Annotated in this window: 13 protein-coding genes; all 13 read right to left on the bottom strand. The window is 51.4% G+C overall.

Going from position 1 to position 15758, the window contains the following annotated elements:
* Positions 1–374: 374 nt before the first annotated feature.
* The 13 genes from AC3WQT_RS18205 to AC3WQT_RS18145 all read right to left on the bottom strand — a co-directional run bounded on the left by AC3WQT_RS18205 (position 375) and on the right by AC3WQT_RS18145 (position 15692).
* Entirely contained in the window at positions 375–749 is a 375-nt protein-coding gene (locus tag AC3WQT_RS18205; RefSeq protein ID WP_492705793.1) for a hypothetical protein, read from the bottom strand.
* Entirely contained in the window at positions 746–1222 is a 477-nt protein-coding gene (locus AC3WQT_RS18200) for a lysozyme (RefSeq protein ID WP_492705791.1), read from the bottom strand. Before AC3WQT_RS18200 ends, AC3WQT_RS18205 begins: the two co-directional genes overlap by 4 nt.
* Positions 1209–1391, bottom strand: coding sequence for a hypothetical protein (locus AC3WQT_RS18195; protein ID WP_492705790.1), 183 nt, complete (start codon positions 1389–1391; stop codon positions 1209–1211). Before AC3WQT_RS18195 ends, AC3WQT_RS18200 begins: the two co-directional genes overlap by 14 nt.
* 86 nt (positions 1392–1477) lie before the next feature.
* On the bottom strand, positions 1478–2047 hold the full coding sequence (locus tag AC3WQT_RS18190; protein WP_492705788.1) for a hypothetical protein: 570 nt from the start codon (positions 2045–2047) through the stop codon (positions 1478–1480).
* Positions 2048–2137: 90 nt separating this feature from the next.
* Positions 2138–2641, bottom strand: a complete 504-nt coding sequence (locus AC3WQT_RS18185) for a hypothetical protein (protein ID WP_492705786.1) — start codon at positions 2639–2641, stop codon at positions 2138–2140.
* A 13-nt stretch (positions 2642–2654) separates the two neighbouring features.
* Positions 2655–3116, bottom strand: coding sequence for a hypothetical protein (locus AC3WQT_RS18180; protein WP_492705784.1), 462 nt, complete (start codon positions 3114–3116; stop codon positions 2655–2657).
* The gene (locus tag AC3WQT_RS18175) at positions 3116–5086 is read right to left on the bottom strand and encodes a hypothetical protein (RefSeq protein ID WP_492705783.1); all 1971 of its coding nucleotides are present in this window, start codon (positions 5084–5086) and stop codon (positions 3116–3118) included. Before AC3WQT_RS18175 ends, AC3WQT_RS18180 begins: the two co-directional genes overlap by 1 nt.
* A gap of 6 nt (positions 5087–5092) precedes the next feature.
* Positions 5093–5962: a hypothetical protein gene (locus AC3WQT_RS18170; RefSeq protein ID WP_492705781.1), complete on the bottom strand. Its 870-nt coding sequence runs from the start codon at positions 5960–5962 to the stop codon at positions 5093–5095.
* A 1-nt stretch (position 5963) separates the two neighbouring features.
* A complete protein-coding gene (locus AC3WQT_RS18165; RefSeq protein ID WP_492705779.1) occupies positions 5964–7553 on the bottom strand; it encodes a hypothetical protein in 1590 nt (529 codons plus the stop codon).
* Between the two features lie 7 nt (positions 7554–7560).
* The gene (locus AC3WQT_RS18160) at positions 7561–13596 is read right to left on the bottom strand and encodes a tape measure protein (RefSeq protein ID WP_492705777.1); all 6036 of its coding nucleotides are present in this window, start codon (positions 13594–13596) and stop codon (positions 7561–7563) included.
* The gene (locus AC3WQT_RS18155; RefSeq protein WP_492705775.1) at positions 13593–13838 is read right to left on the bottom strand and encodes a phage tail assembly chaperone; all 246 of its coding nucleotides are present in this window, start codon (positions 13836–13838) and stop codon (positions 13593–13595) included. Before AC3WQT_RS18155 ends, AC3WQT_RS18160 begins: the two co-directional genes overlap by 4 nt.
* Before the next feature lie 26 nt (positions 13839–13864).
* Entirely contained in the window at positions 13865–14362 is a 498-nt protein-coding gene (locus AC3WQT_RS18150; RefSeq protein ID WP_492705773.1) for a hypothetical protein, read from the bottom strand.
* 112 nt (positions 14363–14474) lie between these two features.
* Complete coding sequence (locus tag AC3WQT_RS18145) at positions 14475–15692, bottom strand: phage tail tube protein (RefSeq protein WP_492705771.1); 1218 nt, start codon at positions 15690–15692, stop codon at positions 14475–14477.
* Positions 15693–15758 lie beyond the last annotated feature (66 nt).

Genomic DNA, 15758 nt, shown 5'->3' with positions numbered 1-15758 from the left:
GAGCCTCGCATCAAAACCTATTCGATTTTTGCTGCGTTTCATTTGTGCCGCCGTACCAAGAACACACTCCTACAGCGCAAGCACTTGTTCTTAAATACAAAAGCAATCGAGGTCTCATTTTCACGCCAAGGGAAAAAGCAATTATTCAGAATTGCAGAATCGGTCTCTACCGCACGCGCAGCACTTGCCTGCGAAACCTCGGTAACAAATCTACTGCTTTATTCAATGGCTACTTAGGCCAGGCTTGCACTACCTTGCGGTGCCTGGCTGCACATTCCCCATACGCCAGCAAGACGCTATTCTGTAGCCAAAGCTGCCAGGCATCGTAATCTGCTACGTCCGGCACGATCAATACTTTGCAGGGTTCCGCGAGGCTACTGTCCAGCAGCGGCACTGTTTGTAGCACTAATGGCGGCTTCGAGACTGCGCACCCGCAGATCATCAGGCTTGCAATCGTGAGGCAGAGGGTTTTTAGTTTGTGCATTTTTTAAGTCCTTTGAGATTCCGTCCAACTTCCCAGACAGGTTGAATTTAATACCAGTCAACTCAGTGGCAGCCTCGTGCATCTTCTGGCTGCCCTCCTTCATATCCTTGACGGCCTTTTCTGCGACTGCTACCTGGTCGTTAGATTGCTTCAATTCGATAGCAGCAATATCCGCATCTTTACGCCAGCCCTGAACAGTCCACCCAGTGCCGAAGCATGCAGCGACCACGGCCAGGGCAATCCCCAATTTTAAAAAGTCCATCATGCTGGTCCATTCAAGCAAAGTTGTTGCTCAGCGCCGCGCCTGGTCGTCAGCCCTGGCAATTCCACCAACACGCCAAGAATCGTTGACTTGTTCCAGCGCGGCAGCTGGTTGCAGGCCTCGATCAACTTACCAGCATGCAGGTATCGCGCTGCAGTTGAGTTTTTCAGGTCACAGGCCACCTTTGGCCCGATATTGAATGCTGCGTCACTGAATGCCACAAGGACATTCACCGGCAGTCCTGGTTGACACGCTTCCACCTGGTTGATTGCCTTCAGCATGTCCTTGCTGAGCAACCCCTTGCACTCTGGCAATGAGTACAGCCTGCCTTTTTGCACGTCAGCTCCAGTATGGCCGTAGCACACTGTCAAAATGCCTGGCGGGTCGTAATACGCAAACTGTCGCAGCCCTTCTGCTGGCACAGCAAGAGCCGTTGCAAGTGCCAAGGCCATTTTCATCCTGTTATCGTCTGCCATTTTTTCGTCCTTTCAACCAACCTTGCACTGTCTTGGTTTCATAAATCCTGATCACTGTCCAGATCAGCGATGCCGCAGCGGCCATAGCAGGTAACCAGCCAGCCAACGTGGCCAGTACTGTACCTATTGAGATTGCATCTACCCATGCTGGCAGGTGATTTTCCGGCATCGCTTTTCCTTTTCTTAAGACGTAAAAAAATCCGCATTTGCGGATCTGTTGTTAATACTGATTTCTTACTTCAAATAGTGACTTAATTAATCTGTTAGACGTGCGCAAATACCGATATCGTTGCCGCTGGCAGTGAAAGCACCACCACTTTTCAGTGTGATTGTCGCTGTCCAGAAACCACCGCCAAAAGTCGTGTAATCACACTTTGCCTTGCGAATCGCCTTGTAAGATACTTTGCGCTGCGCATTGCTGCCGTATTGCGGTGCCCAATACCAATCAGCACCCTGCGCACGACTGCCAGTAACAAAGTTGTCAAAAACAGCGCTGGCATCGGCCAATACTGTGAAAGTCCAATTTTCCACAGTCACACCATCAGCGTATGTGATAGAAACCGTTTTTGTAGATGGACTGAAGTCTATCAAGGCCACTTCGATAGGATTTACAGAATTGGCTTGTGCCAGGGTGAGATTGTTATAAACAGGTTGATCTGTGACGAACTTGCCATTTTGCGCAAATGCTGATGCGGTCAAAAAGCAGAGTGAAGCCAAAACAAGTTTGATGATTTTCATGGTATTTCCTTTATTAAAATGTGCACAGTTAAATGTATCCAGTTTTGCACACGACTGAATTGATTTGATCGACGCCGCAGCGGCCATAATTGGCTAGTAATTTCCTGGCATCGGTCTTCCTATTCTTAGGACTTAAAAAATCCGCACTGGCGGACTTGTTTTTGAATTTTTACTGTATTACTGTTTTCTTACTTCAAACTTCAATTCAAGCATCTCTGCCATCTCACCTGGCGAAATGATGCGACTGCATCGAGGCCAGCCAGCCTCTTCATAGATCGCGACACACAAACCCGAACAAACCAGGATATTTCTCCAGTTGATTTGCTGCTTGATCTGGAAGAAGTTTCGCAGGCCAATGACTATGAACGCCACGTAGCCATAATCGATAGGCAACCGAACCCATTTGATGATTGCCGCCCGGATGTCGACCAATCCATCTGGTTTGGCGTACACATCAAAGTCCAGGCCTTGAAGTTGTGAGAGCGGAGTGTAATGATTGCGGCCACCATTAAGCTCAGCGATGCAGAGCATGTCACCAAACCAGATTGCGGTACCGGTGTGAATGTATTTTTTACGAGTGAAGAACTTGGTCAAATGACCTAAAAAGCTATGCGGTGTAATAACGTCGATAAGATCGCCGTCGTTGATTTGATTCCGTGCTATTTCGTAGGTCAATGCCATGTCTACTCCTCAATTATGAAAAGTACAGCTTCCTTAAAGCTAGGTTTTCTTCAGGGGCTACAGGTGTCGTCAAGATGCTTGTCTTAAGCAAATTTGTCAGCAATGGGACTTTAGTCATGATGTAGTCGATAGATGTCGGCACGCTAGGATTCTGAAGGTCAATCCATTTTCTGACCTTTGTATCCTCAATAATGGCTCGCACACCTACATCGGAAGATGTCAGCACTGCCATCTTCGCCGAGCCAAACCGATCAAAGAATGGGCCGACGTCGATGTACCAGTCATGCTCTGCTGGCGGGATAGTTGGCGCTGACGGTGCGGCAAATGACGATCCGTTGTACAGCCATCCAGCACTTACAGGAGAATCGTCAGGAACCGCAACGCCAGTCACTCCCTCCAGCCGCGAGACAAAAGCGGCGTCGGCTATGATGACGTTTTCAACCACATTGTTTTTTACAACTGCATACTTGCTCATCAAATAATCTCCGTCACAATACAAACTCCGTTACCGCCCGCGCCACCTGCCCCAGATGTCCCTGTAGACACGGCACCACCACCACCGCCGCCAGCCCCCAGTCCTCCGGCACCACCTGAGCCACCAGTCCCCGATGTTACTGACCCTCCACCTCCACCACCGTGACCAGCAATAGAATCCGTCGGCTGCGTCCCGGCAGATCCAGCGACTCCAGACGCGCCGCCAGCACCACCACCACCAGTGTTGTTTGTGAGTGCGGATGCGTTGCGGCCGGTAGCCCCACCAGCTCCTCCGGCATAGGGATTCAGTGCACCGTCAATTGCGCCACCACTACCACCACCACCGCCACCGCGAAGCGATCTATAGCCGGGAATGCCTGTGGTAGATGAAAGATTGCCACCGAAAGCTCCTGCAGCGTCTGTGCCCACATCAAAATTTGACGATATCGTGCCGTGACCAGTCAGCCAAATTGCGCCCGTTGGTTTCGCACTGGCAATCGTCAGACCTCCACCAAGACCAGGGCTACTGCTTCCGCCGCCGCCTCCTGCCGCAGCTTTAACCAAAGTACCAAAGGTAGTTTGCCCACCGTTAGATCCTGGTGCTGGAGAATTGCTAGATGTTCGTGCTGGCCCGCCTGCGCCACCGGCGCCAATCGTTACAGTGGTTGCCGTCCCAGCAGATACCCCTTTGATCCATCCCTCCAAATACTCTCCCCCGCCGCCTCCTGGCCCGCCCTGACCATTTGATCCTGATGTGTAATAACCGCTCGCACCACCACCGCCCGCGCCCAAAGCCTGCACAAAACAGGTCGCAATGCCAGGTGGCCAGGCATGATTGCCAGAACTGGAGAATGTTCTGCTACCTGCGCGAAGTGGAATGGAAGTCAGGTTTGTTCCGTCGCATTGGAACAAGCGAACTGCTCCGGGATACATGACCCAGTTCGATACCCCATCACTAGCCCCAATTGTGATGTCACCAGTACCGTTGTTTGCGTACCAGACGAACCAGCCCGCGCCGAGATTCGCTGCTGTGTCAAATGTTTGAGTAAATGAAGTTGATGCTGTAATGTATTTCCCACTATCGCCGCTTGCAAGTATCGTATTTGACGTGCGTGTGAGCTTATTCAACGCTGCCGAACTCATTAGCAAGGCAATGCCGCGTTTATCAGTGAAAGAAGTAATTACGCCGCCAGAAGTAACCGCCGTTCCGATAGGGAAATACCCTGGCGTAAAGCCTGTCGTATTTGCGGAAACACCAGAAGCATTTACTTGAACATAGTTGGTAGTATTGTTCGTAAGCGCTGTTGTCGTTGCGTTGATATGTGTAGTTGTCGCATCTGAGCGAAGATCACCGGCCTTTGTACCAATGTTCAGACCAGATGAAGTTGCTGGATCATATGCAAAGTCGGAGGCAGTTTGTAACGCACCAACGGAACCTGTGGGCCCGATCAGCCCCCGTGGTCCGCCGACGCTGATCACCCAGCTTGAGCAGGAACCGCTACCATTCGCGTCAGTCGCGTTGGCTACAGTCATGGACAGCGTAGTGCCTGAATAAGTGCAATACCCAAACACCCAGCGATTGACATCGCCACTGTCTGTAGCTTGCACCCAGGTATTATTGAACTGCTTGCCTGACTGGGTTGTGAATGTCTTGGTGCCAGTGCCTATCGTGACAGCAGTGGTGCTTGTGCCCTGCAGCCCGGCTGCAGCGCTGGCAGCAGCAACTGCAGAAGCAAGGGCTGCTCCTGCATAGTTACTTGCATTGCCTTCACTGGTAGCTGCTGCCTGTTGGCTGCTGTAAGCAGCATTTTTATATCCCAAGACGGTCGCTACCGTCGCGGCCAAGTCGGTAAACAGATTACCCAGTGCTGGGATGTACTCATAACCTGCGAATTTATAGCCGTATGGCAGGCCACTTGTCGGATCGTTCGTATAAGTATTGCCATTGATCGTGAAGTTGAAATAAGCCATAGCGTCCTAAAATGTTTGAGAAATTTCAAAGTCCATTGAATTGAGATCAATGCGTGTCTGTGATGGCGGAGTGATGTTTTCGAGTGTGCACATGAACGATTGCTTCATCAGAATCGCCGCTGGAGCATCCGAGTCATAGATAAAAAACAATGGCTTGCTAACGCCGTATTGCCTCATCATTTCGTAAATCTGCCCATACGTCTCAGCGTCACTCAAGTAATCAAGCCGCATCCTGGTCGCCAGATATTTTTTTTGTTTGTCCGAGAATTGCACCCCACCCTTTGAGCGCTGCTTTGTACTTGGGTCTTTCAGGTACGGAACGGCGACACCAAAAGACACGTTATAAACAGGAGAGACGGCAGGAGAAACGACGATCTGCCCTATATCTACAAATCCATCTGTGTTGGTGGAAAAGTTGAGTGATACTTCGACATATCTGCCAAGAACCTCGCCAGGTGCTAGGTACATCCAAGCTGGCACTTGACCAGCGATCTGCTCACTTGTTGGATGACCGTCAACCCAGCACGGGTGACCCCAAAGCAAAGAACCGTATGGGTAGATTTCGCCCCAAAACTCTTTCCAGCCACTGTCGGCCACAACATCCGTAAAGCCTGAATCAGTCGCAAAGCGGATGCGGCCCATGTCACCGAGTTGGGCATTGTTAAACGGAATTGCAAAGACGCTTGCCCCGCGTATGGTGCCCAGATCGATCACAAATTTAGTGTTGGTCGGATTGACGCCTGGGTAACGTGCCATTTCCGACAGTACATCACCTGACAAGTTGGAAAGACTTAACCAACCTGATCCAGTAACGACTGGGGTAATGGTGGCAGTTGGCAGAGTATGGTTCGGGAAACAAAATTTCGGATTCGCCACACTACCCCCATAATGTTAATTCGGTCTTACCGGTGTATCGATCCACCTGCACACCAGCAACCCGCATCAACTTCCCATTCGCATAATCCCAACGGTCATCTTTTACCGACACTACGGTTCCGCTCCTGACCACATTGATGAGATCTGGCGAAAGCCACTGTGATAATTTCGTCATATCTCTCTGTACTTTAAAAAGCGCCAACTGCATGTCAGCAAAGTTCTGCGCCTGCGTTTGATCTGCCAGCATTGACCTTAATTTGATCTCTACCGCATTCGGATGCGGTGTTTTGACTGAGGCATCAGTTGATGAAGCCTTACGGTACTCGCTGGCAAGCCATGCACGCGCCACAACCCAGGCGCGGCCACCAGGAGCTCGGACAGTATCTGTATTTACTGTTTTGTCACCGGCAAGAGCACTGTCGTCCTGGCGCGTCCAATTGCGCCCCCATTCAAGAGATACCAAGTATGCGGGAGCTACTTCACCATTACCCACAGGGTCTGCAATCTCAATACTGTCTGTACGCAAGTTCGTCAGAGTGGCAACTGGCGAACCTGTCGGTGCGGTCCATTGCAGTATCCTGTGCACACCGCTGGCATCGCCATACCACGCGCAACCCGCGCTTTCGGCTACTTCACGGATTGCATCAATGGCGGTGACCTCGTCCATGTACACACATTCGATTTCACCGGGCATCGCAGTATCAAGGGTGGTAATGTCGCTTGACGATATCGAGCCTCCAGAAATACCTGCATAGGCAAGGAGGCGCTGCCAAACCTGGGCATGAGTGCGATGTGCAGTGGTTGTGCCATATACGGCATCGCAGGTAATCTGACCTGCAGGTGGTATGTTCAGCCTGAAAAAGCAGCCATCAGTTGTATTTGACAAAACTCTGTAAGTGCCAGCTCCAGGTGCATTGGCGATCATATCGGCCATGTTCGTGTAAGCAGCGCCCGCAGTAATCGGGACACCTTTATCCCGGACAGCCGATATCGTTACTGCCTGACCGCCGACTGGGATTGAAGCCTGGTAGATCTGCTTGCTGGTATTGACTTGAACCGGCGACATATTCGAGCCCAACGCCAGCACGATTGGCTTCACCTGGCCTTTGATGTCATCGACACCTTCAATACCCAGAGGCAGGGCATTACTTCCAGCATACCGAACCGACTGCAGTGGCTTATCCAGTGATTCTGTCAGGTCAGATGGATGAAAGGTAATCTCTGTCCTGCCGAATACCGGCGAGCCGGCCATGGTGCCATTCAATGTCACCACATATCCGGACGGATAGGCCGCACCACGGTCACCGATACGCTGGATGATGCTACGTCCGTCAAACGCATATCCCTTAAGCAAAGTGCCAAGCGCGCCGCTCTGGTCAAACAGCACTACCTCGCCTGGCGTGTTGTGCCCGTATTGCCCAGGCCTGCTATAGACATCCACCCTCGACCAGCCAGGATCTTTAAGGAAGGGGCGATACAAGGCGTTCGCCGGGGACTCAGATGGCCTGGTGCGGTAGGCAAGACCATCACAAAACCGCAGAACCTCGACTGTGGACGTAGCGAGGTTGTATGCAGTGATTTCAGTAAGCACGATTTGATCAGGCATTTGCCACCGCCTTTTGACTAATCGCCTTACCCAAGTACTGCTTCAATGACCTTCTTTCTTCAGTGTTCAGATCTTGGCCAGTTAACGTTGCCGCCAGCAAGTCAGCCAAGGCTTTATTCTGCTCCTCTAGAAGCCGATTATTTCGTTCGGCTTCTTGGAGTTGCCGTTTTTGAATTTCGATTTGCTCCTTGTCCTTACCAGCGCTACCGCCATAACTGCGAATTCCGAGGCCTTTAGGTCCTTGTGCCAGAGGCATAATTCCTTCGGGGCCAGCTTCTCCCATCTCGCCAATATCGAAGCGAGTTGGTTGAGACACGATCCCGTTGGTGAACACGCCACCCATCGCGAACTTTGGCAAGCGGGATGCGGTCGGCAAATCCGGATTCGCAAACAAACCCAACTCACGGGCAAATTTTTCAAAAGATGCCTGAGTGTAGTACTTGTCGTTCAGATCCATGTAGTACTGGTTGGTCACGCCACCGTTCTGCGCAGCCCGCAGATCCGCCTGCAATGCCTGTTCCATGAATGCAGTGACCTTTGCAGTGTTTGCAGCTTCGTCCTGGAGCGCCTTCATCCGTTTTTGTTGATTGTCGCCCTCACCTGCCAAGCCACCATAAATCTGATCTGGAGTAAGACCAGCTTTTGTGCTGATGGTGCCATTCTTTGCAGCGTTCGCTGCATTGGCGGCATTGACATTGCCCAGTGTGACCTGAGTAAGGGCGTTGATCGCGTCCACCACCGCCTGAGCACTGTCAGTTGTAGCGTCTTTGATATCGATCAATCCAGATACAGACTGATTCAGCGCTGTCAACTGTGCTTTTGCTACATCAGCCTGAGACATCGCTGTCTTGCCAGCTTTCTCCAAAATGGACTGGACAGTATCAAACTCCTCAACAAATACGCCATTGCTGGCGTTATATGCTCTGGACAATTCAATAAACTGCTGCAGCTCCGGCAATGCTGAAGAATCTTGCGCATTTGCCCGCGCTGTCAGGTCGCCCAGGCTGCTCTTTGCGCGCAAGTACTTGGCTTCAGTGCCCAATGTGGAGTTGGCACCATAGATAAGGCTGTCGCGCATGTCCAAGGCAGCCTTGCCGAATGCCCCCATTTTATCAATCAGCGATTGGAGCTCGCCAGCGCGCCTCTGATAGGCAGACGAAAGGTTGCTTTGCGCTTTGGACAAGGCAGACTCGTACTCCTGCCTGGCTTTTTCTTGCGCTTGCTGTACCCTTTGCGCTTCAGCCTCGGCGCTCGCCTTGGCTTTGGCAATGGCTTCCTGAGCAGCGTTTGCCGCCCATATTTGCTGCTTCATACCCTTACTGAAATCATCCAAACCGACAAGTGATTCCGCACGCTCGGCAGCAAGTGCACCTTCCTCATTACCCAAAGCACGCATCAATTCAATCTCAAGAGCTCGATGTTGCTTTGCCACTTCCAACGCTGCATTTTCAAGTCCGAGCTGGTAGATGCGCTCTGCCTGTGGCTTGAGGCCATCTTCCGTCGCTGCCATTTCCAACTTGTGTTTCAACGCGGCCGCTTCAGAAGCTTTACCTTCCAGTTGCAAAATCTGAACCATCATTTCAGATTGGCGGGTAGCCAGTTCACGCTCAGCCTTTTCACGCAATGCAACGTCGAGTTTTTCAGACAATGCGCGAGTCTCAGCATCCATCAGCATGAGTTCGGTTTGACGCTTCAGATTCAACGCCTGCTGGCCAAGCCCCTGCGCCTCCATAATCTGCAGCATGATGTCTGACTTTTGAGCGACTTTGTCATCAGCAGGCTTCTTGATATCTTGCAAAGCTGAGAAAGCTCCAGAGAGCTGCATCAGCGCTACATACGTTTTATCACCCGCCTCTGTGCCGAGATCCTTTGCAGCCTCAATCCACTTCCGTAATTGCGCCAAGGATTCCGGCAAAACGTAACCAACAGACTTGAATTCGTCTGTCAGATTGCCAGTGACTATGGCTGCTTTTTCCGTGTCACTGTAGTAGTCCTGGTAATAAGCAGCGGACACGGATTTCATATTGTCCAGCCCACCATAGAGGTTCATCAGGCTGTCGGATGCCTTAATACCTGCCTTTGTCAATTCGAGGGAAGTCAGGCCAAGGCTTTTCAGAATCCCATTCACACTCGTGAAATTCAGCGACAGGCGCGCTAACGTGTCAGATGCCGATTCTTCATCTTTTGCCAGGTTGCTTAAGGCCAGGCCTGAGCTGTCACCCAGATTAAGAATCTCTTTGCTGATGTCGCGCATGATGTCGGAAAACAGTTTCTCGACATTCGCCTTGTTTTCCGCATCATCTTTGCCCAGGTCAAAACTGATATTTTGGGTACGGGTTTTTAAGTAATCGGCATTGACTCCCAAAGAGGTAGCGAATATGGATGTGGCAGCCGTTATAGCTTCGTACTGTTTTGTCAGTGACTTTGTGAAGTCCTTGTCCAGCGCACCAGTTTGTGTCCCTGTTTTGTCGCTTGAGAAAATACCGCCCTTACTAAACCAGTCCGCATTGTTTTGACCGGAGAAACCATCGCCACCAAAAGTGCCGGTGACATAACGGCGCGTTACCTCTGGATTCTTGTTGCCGAAGAGGGACGAAATCAGCGAGGATCCAGTCAGCAAGGATGCCATCTGCGAACCCATGCCCAGTTTTTGTAACAAGGCATCGGAATTCTTAACCATGCCTATTGGTCCAAGCCAAGAGGCCAGGCCATTCATAGGCATACCCATGTTCACCAGGCGAGATGCCGAGTTATCCTGTAACCCGTTTTTAATATCCCAGCCCTTCTGATACAAGCTGTTGTTGTATGACATGGCCGCTAAGACTGCTGCAGCAATACCACCTGCAAAGGCGTAGTTACCGACCGATCCACCTGCTTGCGCGCTAGTGGTCAAGTTGCCAGCTGTTTCCGCAGATTTGTACATCGCTGCCAGACCGGAATCCATGCCACTCGTCGCGGCGAAACCGCTTGAAAAGCCAGACCAAAGGGTTTTACCCGCTGAGAACAAGTTGCCCATGCTTCCCAGCAAAGAGCTTCCCCCTCCCGAAGCGCCTCCTGCAACAGCATTTACAGCGCCGCCCAAGATGCTGTCACCTGTAGACGTGCCAATATTGATAATCCACTTCTTGGCAGTCATCTGCCACAACCACTCGAAGAATCCATTTCTAAAAGTGTCGCGCATACGTGATACAAAATCCTTGCTGCCGTTGGTGATACTTATAAATGTATCGTGCGCAGTACTGCCAAATGATTCCCAAAACTTCTTGTTTTCATCCAGTTGCGGCTTCCGGCTCTGGTTCTGGTACCAGATATCGAATTCTTCTTGCAGCTTTTTCTGGGCGTCAGTGCCCTCGCCTGCAAGTTGAATGCGTTGTCGCCACGATTCAGAGTCAATTTCAAGAGTTGCCCTGGCGCGCTCTTTTTCGTCCAGGATGTATTCCAAGCCGAAACGCTTGTTCTGCTCATGCAACTCAGCGGCACCTGACAAAGCTTGACTCTCACCCATGATCGCCGCAATGTTTGCCTTGCGAGCATTCGCCTCGAGTATGAGCAATGCAATCTCATCGGGCATGAGAGTGTGTTTCTTTTTCTTTTCTTCGACGAGGAACGCCTCGAGTTCAGCCTCAATTTTGATTTGTGCAGCGGCGATCTTCCTGGCTTCTCCGACTTTGCCAAACAGCTTGTACTCTTCGTCAAGTAGATCCTGTGCTGATCGCGTAGCAATCTGCCACTTCTCTATCTCGGCAGTAACGTCTGCAGTAGCTGCCGCACGCAGTTTTTCTGCTTTCTCGATTTCCTCGTGCGCCTTCTTGATCGCTGGCTGTTGATTCAGGAGGCGCGCTTGTGCCTCGATCAATCCATCGAGAGTTACAGTTCCAGACTTATACGCACCATTGAGCATGGCCCAGTCGTCAGAAAACGAACGTGTCAGCCCTGACGTTTTCAGCAGCAGTTCTGCCAGGCGCTCTTCTTCATTGCCAGCTTCTTTGGAAGATTTGGCGGCCTCCTTACCAGCCTTCGACTTGTTGTAAGTCTCTGTCGCAAGTTGCGATGTGAGCTTGATATACTCCTGTTCGCCTATTGCCCCTTTTTCACGCGCAGCGTTCAGCTTGGTCAGGTCGTCAAGATATTGCTTATTAACACCCAGCAGGCGCTCACGAACTTCAACCAGGTCAGTTGCGACTTTACCGGTTGCATCAAATTTCTTTTGCTCTTCATTTACGCTTTGGATCTTGGCATACAAGGTTCCGTATTGAGCGCCGATTTTTTGCAACAGTTCCGTGCGGATATCAAGCTGCACATCCTTGTAACTGCCCGTGCCTTTTTCCAAATCGGTCATTTCGGCACGTAGGCGCGCCAGCTCTTTAACCGATTCAGTTTCTTGCTTAGCCATACCACCAAGCTGCGCTGCCAGTGCATTGCGCTCCTTCAACTTCGCAATCTGCTTGTCGAGATCAGCGATAATTTCGACGGTACTCTTCCCCACGACGGAAGTGGCCGCTTTCTCAGACTCACGAGAGGCATTGCTCCAAGCCATCCAGGCGGTGACGCCGACACCCAATAGAAGAGATATCGCGCCGATAGGTCCACCAAGCAGGCCCAATGCCTTACTGGCAAGCCCACCAGCCACGCCACCGGCAGTCATAGCGCCGTTCAATGCAACCTGCGACGCTGTCTGTGCGGCATTGGCCACGGCAATTTCTGCTGATACCCTGGCTTGCTGCTGCCCGAGTATCGCAAGTTCAGCCAGGGCTACGCTACGGGCCTGTGTGGCCGCGGTCAATGCGACCTCGCCCTGGGTGAGACTTGCCATTGCGAACGAAAGTGCGCCTGCCGCGCGGGATGCAGCAATTTGCGCCTCTGCCGAAACCATAGATGCATTGGCAGAAGCAAGCTGAGCCACTGCCTCCTCTCTTGAAACCACAACTGCGGCCTGGGTCATTGCCAGCCGTTCGCCAGTAGCGACTGCCGCTGCGGCTTCTGCTTGTGCAGATGCCAAAGCTGCCGCCCTTTGGGCTGTTTGTGCTTCGGCGTACTGAACAGTGCTGGCAGTACTTTGAATGACCGACGCACCTATACCTGCAACTATTTCCGCAATCTTTGCTGCAGCCATGCCGGAGGCCGCAGCGGCGACCAATCCAAGATTGTCCGCAAGCAGGCCAATACCGCCAGCGATAAGCTTTACTGTTCCATTAGCCTCTGCTTGAGTACCAATGAATTCAAGCACATTGTTCTTCAGAACTGTGAACGCACCACCAATAGTCTGGACAGATTCGGCTTCTTTGCGCAGATCGCCAAGTGCTTTAGGCAGGACATTGGCCATTACTTCAGAGGTGATCTTTCCCTCAGAGGCCATGTTCTTCAGTGCGCCAACCGGCACGCCAATGCCATCGGCCAATGCTTTCATCAGGCGTGGTGCTGCCTCATTGACAGCATTGAACTCTTCACCGCGCAGCGTGCCAGATGCAAAAGACTGCGAAAGTTGCAGTTGTGCAGATGCAGCCTCGGCAGTGGTTGCCCCACTTACCTTCAATGCCAGATTCACTACTTCTGTGATATCTGCGACCTTTTTCTGCGAGATACCAAGTTCACGGGTACCGTTGGCGATACGGGCGTATAAAACACCAGTACCAGCCAGGTCAGCCTGGGCATCCTTGGAAATGCGCCGAACGTCGTTCAAGGCATTCCCCAATTCGGTCTGACTGGTAGTTGCCAGCTTCAGTTGTGCTGTGTACTTCGTGTATTGATCAATCTGGCTAATCAGTTGAGCACCACCAAAAGCAGCAGTGGCCATCCCCATGACCTTGTTCAAGGTCGACGTTGTTTCCGACAGCAACTTTGCCTGGCGCTCGGCAGTTGCTGCTGAGTCTCCAAACTGTTTGAAGTTCCGAGACCCGGCGGCACCTACTTTATCCGCAGCGTCGGCTGTTCTATTGGCGGATTGTTCGGTTTCTTTGAGCGCACGCTGGCCTGCCAACATGCCAGAGGTGTCAAACCCGATACCAATCGTTTCAATATCAACAGTCATTTATTTTCTCGTGTGCTTTCAAGCGCGATGATGTCAAGTGCTCTGATGACATCGATTTGCCATAATTCAGGGCGTATTCTTCGGTTTTGAAAGAAACAACCGATTTCACTTTCAGTGATGGGAGACGGTTCCATACCCGTTTGACGACTGGCGTTCAGTGACAGGAACCAGCTCCACTCTTCGGCCAGTACAAGAGGAAACTCAACGGGATTGATGCCTTCTGCTGGCATCCTTCCCGTCATGCGCTCGACTACTTCGAGCGTTTCTCTCAGGCTTTTGCCGTCGCTGTCTCGCTTTGAGAGTCGGTACTCGTGTCTTGCAAATTCGGCGAGTTCGGCAACGGCTTCTTGGTAAAATTTCCAACGTTTTCCGAGAAATTATTGATTTGACTGATCCAATGCGGATTACGTGTCAAAGCACGCTTCAGCGTGTCCTGGGAAAAGTCTTGTTTGACACCTTTCCAGCCAGTGACGCGCACTGCAGCGCCATCGACTTCACTGGCAGTGCTGTTTTCAATCAAGTTTTGAGCAAACTCGATTTCCTTCTTCTGTTTCTTGGCGATTTCGCTGCCTGCAACATATTTCTTTGTCTTGCCCTTAAAGAATGTGACCACCCTTTCGGCATGCGCACCCAGCACCAGGACGCGGATGCCCGTAGAGACAACCATGTCAGCGCTCATCAGCTCCAGTTCTTGTGGGACTTCACAATCAGCAACTGTGTCCAGTGCATCTAAATCAACCAGATTGTTTTGTGTTTGAGTTGTCATAATTTACTTTCGCAGAGAATAAAAAGCCCGTGCTCGCCCGATGCTCCCTGCGAAGGAAGACATCGAACGAGTCGGTGCAAGTGAATGGCTTTCGCCAAAGAGGATTTAGGCGTTATGCCTGGGAGTCTTGAACCATCAGGGTGGTAGCGTGGTTCGCGGTACCGGCGCCGCCGACCCTGTTGCGCTGTGCTGTGTAGTTGTAGGTGCGTTTCAAGCCGGTCTGATTATCGTCAGGCGTGCTGGAAGTGAGCTTTACAGCTGTCAGCGTCAATGTCATTACGTCAGCACTGGCATCGGCACCCGCAGTCAGCGCAGACACGATACTTGTCAGCGTTTCGTTGCGATACAGATCAGGAACGGTGCCGCCTTCGAAATATGCAGTGAACGAACCAGATACCATGACGATGCCCCGGAAAACATCAGGACGGACATCTGAACCAACCACGCCATCGGCGACTGCGCCTTTGCCGTCGATATTGATCGACAGATCGGTAACTGTGGCAATCGCGGCACCGTCGACCAGAAGGGCGCCGTTCGCTGCAGCAAGTGCGTCGGTAGTTGTTTCTGCCGTTGGTGCTGTGAAATAAGCAGTCGTATCAGATGTTTGATCCAGCCCCAACGCCGTGAATTTGATCTTAGCGTTGCCAGAACCTGGCAGAGATAAATCTGCTTTGGTATATTTGACATCAAGATTGCGCTCAGAGACGCCAGCTGTCGGGTACCATTCTTCAACTGTGTAATAAACATCGGTGTGCCCAGAAACAGGCACATAGGTCACTTTACCCGGCACGGAAATAGTTGCCGAAGCGATTGGGCCTTCCGCCGTCAACGAAAGTTTGTTCAACACAATGCCTGTCAGTACCAGGGCCGTAACTCCCGTCACCAGGATATTCTTGTTCAGATTGCCAGCGGCGAATGCACCGGCAGTCAGTCGAACGACCATGCCGATTTTGATACCATCTGTAAGGTAGGAACCGGCAGCACGGGTAAGCGTGTAACCAGAGCCACTACTTGCAATAGTAATTGATGCGCCAGTGATCGCAGACACAGCAGCAAAGTCTTTGCGCATGACAGCAGACAGCAAATCGCTGTATGTGCCCGGCGACAAAATGCCATCAATATTTGCATTGATAGTTTTTGGCCCGTGACGGACGCTTGTCAATTGTTGCGAACTGGTTATTTCACTTTCAGTGGTGTACGTTTCCTTGGCCATTTCAGTCTTGGAATTTTCACGGCGCATAATCTGGCCGCCTGAAGGACCTGCCAGAGCACCTTTTGCGGACTGACGTTTAACTCGCGTTTGTTTAAAGACACCTTGTTCGATTGCCATTTTTTACACCTCAATTAAAAATAGCCCGCAAGGCGAGCCAATAAAAAAGCCCGCTGATTAGGCGGG

The organism is Undibacterium sp. FW305-107 (assembly GCF_058788535.1).
The sequence above is the reverse complement of the archived record's forward strand: the minus strand, read 5'-3'. Positions and strand labels throughout refer to the sequence as shown.